Raw genomic sequence first — 3,212 nt, 5'->3', positions numbered from 1 at the left:
GCGCTGCGCTCATGGGGCCTCCTTGTGCTGTCGCACCAGTTCGAGCAGGGCCTGCATCAGGGACCGGCTGTCTTCGACCACCGTCAGGTTCGCGCGGCGCGTGATGGGCGCGGACGCGTCCAGGTTCACCGCGATCACGTGGCGGCAGTCCTTGATGCCCTGCAGGTGTTGCACGGCGCCTGAAATTCCGAGGGCGAGGTAGCCCGACGCGCTGACCGTCTTGCCCGTGGCGCCGATCTGCTGGGCGCGCACGAATCGGCCGTCGTCCACGGCCACGCGGGACGCGCCGACCGCGGCCCCGACTTCCTGGGCCAGCGTGTGGAACAGCGGCAGGTCGTTCACCCCGTTGCCGGCGGCCAGGATGAAGTCCGCTTCCTCCAGGGCCATCGTGGCGGGATCGCCGGTCTGCACGCCCAGGTCTTCGACGCCGCGCTCGTTCACCACGGGCCAGCGGGGCGCCTCGCCGCGCACACCCTGTCCCACGAAGGGCAGCGCGGTGCTGGCCACGCCCTTGGCCAACAGCATCACGTCGGTGTGCGGCAGCCGCCGGTCCTGGCCCGTGCCCGCCGGGATGCGCAGGCTGTCGGCGTCCAGCTCCGCGATGCCGCAGGCGCAGCGCAGACCGGCCTGGGCCGCGAACCGGCGGCCCAGCTGGCCATCGGCGCCGCGCTCGGCAAAGAACCAGCGCCGTGGTGCCAGGCGGGCCTGGAGGTCCTGCAACCACTGCACGCAGGCGCCGGGCTGGTAGCGCTCGGCGTCAAATCCGTCGGCGACCACGGTGCGGTCCACGCCCAGTGCCGCGACGTCGTCGTGGCAAGGGCCCAGCACCGCCAGCACCACCTCGGTGTGGGGGGCCGCCAGGATGGCCGCTGCCGCGATCGCCTGGTGCGCCAGGTCGGTCAGCGCGCCCCGGTCCGAGTGGGTCACCACCAGGCTGATCTCGCTGAAGGGGCCGGCGCTGCGAACCGGCTTGGCCAGCGGCGCATGCGCGGCGCTGGTGGCCAGGCGTTCGCCTTCGCTGCTACCCAGGACGATGCGGCGCAGGCCTTGCGGCGTGAGGATGGCCGGGCGGCGCGGATCGATGCGGCGCACAGGGGTATTCGTGTTCATGCCACCTCCAGTGCACGGGCCACCAGCTCGGCGACGTCCAGCACCTCGGGGCGCGGGCCGACCACGCCTTCGAGCATGGCGGTGCAGTTGGGGCAGGCCACGGCCACCACGGTGGCGCCGGTCTGCCGGGCGTCGGCGATGCGGATGTCGGGGATGCGCGTTTCGCCCGGGATGTCGGTGAACGGCGCGCCACCACCGCCACCGCAGCAGCGGCCGCGCTCGGCGTGGCGCTCCATCTCGACGACCCGGATGCCGATGCCCTTGAGCAACCGGCGAGGGGCATCCACTTCGCGGCCGTAGCGGCCGAGGTAACACGGGTCGTGGTAGGTCACCACGTCCTGGCCGGGCGCCTTGGTGGGCGTGAGGGTGCCCTTGGCCAGCAGGTCGGCCAGCAGCTGGGTGTGGTGCCAGACGTCGTACGTTCCACCCATGGCGGGGTATTCGTTCTTCAGCACATGGAAGATGTGCGGGTCGGGCGTGACGATGTGCTTGAAGCTGCGCGTCTTCAGGGTGGCAATCAGCTGCAGGGAGAGCCGCTGGAAGCCCGCCTCGTCGCCCAGTCGGCGTGCCAGGTCGCCGCAGTCGGTTTCCGCCACACCGAGCAGGGCGATCTTCAGGCCGGCCTTCTGCAGCGTCTTGACGAAGGCCCGCAGCGTGCGCTGGTAGCGCATGTCGAAGCCGCCTTCGCCCACCAGCACCAGCCAGTCAGCCTGCTCGCCGGGGTTCAGCACCGGCACGTTCAGGTCGGCGGCCCAGTGGTGGCGCGCACCGAGCGGGAAGCCGCCCACGGTGTCGGTGTCGCGCAGCTGCTCCAGCGCTTCCATGCCCTTGTTCGGCACCTCGCCACGCACCAGGGTGATGTGGCGGCGCATGTCCACGACGGCGTCCACGTGTTCGATCAGCATCGGGCATTCCTGCACACAGGCGCGGCAGGTGGTGCAGGACCACAGCGTGTCGGCGTTGATCAGGCCGTTGACGATGGGCCGATGGGGCGCGCCGCCGTGCTGGCCCACGGGCTGGCCGGGGTAGGGGCTGCCGGCGTAGGCGGCGTCCGTGCGGCCGCTCATGCCGACCACCAGGTCCTGGATCAGCTTCTTGGGGTTCAAGGGCTGGCCGGCGGCAAACGCGGGGCAGGCCGCTTCGCACTTGCCGCACTGCACGCAGGCGTCGAACGACAGCAGCTTGTTCCAGGCGAAGTCGGCCGGTTGGCCCACGCCCATGTCCTCGGGGGTCAGCTTCAGCGGTTTCAGGGCCGTGGCGAAACGCTGGTCGCCGAAGCGCTCGGGGCGGGGGTGCAGGCCCAGGTGCAGCAGGCCGGCCACGGCGTGCTTCATGGGGCCGCCCAGCCCGATGCCCAGCGCCAGCTCGGCAACGCCGGCGGCAAAGGCCAGGCTGATCAGGCCCGCGAGCCAGGGCGCGAGGGCGGTGCCGGTGAGGGCCACCACACCAATCAGGGTCGCGGCCACGGCGAAGGCCAGCAGGGAATAGGGCAGGCGTTTCCAGGCCCCTTGCGACAGGCGCGGCGGTGCCGCGCGGCGGCGCCAGGCCATCGCAGCGGCGCCCACGATGGCCAGCAGGCCGGCGATGAGCAGCACCACGTCCAGCGCGGCCCAGTACAGACCGAGGCCGTAGTTCAGCGCCACGATGAGCAGGGCCAGCAGCGTGCCCCCGGCGACGCCGACGTGGGCACGCGCCACGAAGGGTTCACGCGCCACCACGTCGTGCAGGTCCACGAAGTAGCGCCTGGGGATCTGCAGCAGGCCGCCGAAGTCCACCACCGCGGCACGGCCGCCGCGCCAGATCGCCGCGCGCCGGGCCAGACCGATGACCAGGCCCAGGACGGCCAGCCAGAACACGGCGCTCACCAAGTACTGAAGCATCTCAGGCCTCCACGGTGCCGGCGCGCGATCCGCCACGCACGAAGGAACCCAGCCCAAGGGCACCGCCGGGCCGGCTTTGCCGGACGGCCAGTGCCGCCCCCCTGGAGGGGGGAGACGCGAAGCGGCGCAGGGGGTGCTTCATCTCAAAAATCCTTACAGAGGCGCAGCGAGTCGTAGATCGCGGCGTGGATGTTGTGCATCGACACGCAGTCGCCGACGCGG

2 protein-coding genes are annotated in these 3,212 nt (G+C 71.7%); both read right to left on the bottom strand.

Translation table 11 applies throughout. The annotated features are described in order from the left end of the window. Positions 1-9 precede the first annotated feature (9 nt). A complete protein-coding gene (locus tag V6M57_RS00885) occupies positions 10-1,110 on the bottom strand; it encodes an electron transfer flavoprotein subunit alpha/FixB family protein (protein ID WP_332813088.1) in 1,101 nt (366 codons plus the stop codon). Next, positions 1,107-2,990, bottom strand: a complete 1,884-nt coding sequence (locus V6M57_RS00880) for a (Fe-S)-binding protein (RefSeq protein WP_332813087.1) — start codon at positions 2,988-2,990, stop codon at positions 1,107-1,109. The genes V6M57_RS00885 and V6M57_RS00880 overlap by 4 nt, the downstream gene beginning before the upstream one ends. Positions 2,991-3,212 lie beyond the last annotated feature (222 nt).

It is taken from the genome of Ramlibacter sp., from assembly GCF_036676645.1.
In the GTDB taxonomy this organism is placed as follows: Bacteria; Pseudomonadota; Gammaproteobacteria; order Burkholderiales; family Burkholderiaceae_C; genus Ramlibacter.
The sequence above is the reverse complement of the archived record's forward strand: the minus strand, read 5'-3'. Positions and strand labels throughout refer to the sequence as shown.

Bases quoted from the DNA above. Each gene is read 5' to 3' on its own strand.
- V6M57_RS00885 (WP_332813088.1), bottom strand. From the start codon at position 1,110: ATGAACACGAATACCCCTGTGCGCCGCATCGATCCGCGCCGCCCGGCC.
- V6M57_RS00880 (WP_332813087.1), bottom strand. From the start codon at position 2,990: ATGCTTCAGTACTTGGTGAGCGCCGTGTTCTGGCTGGCCGTCCTGGGC.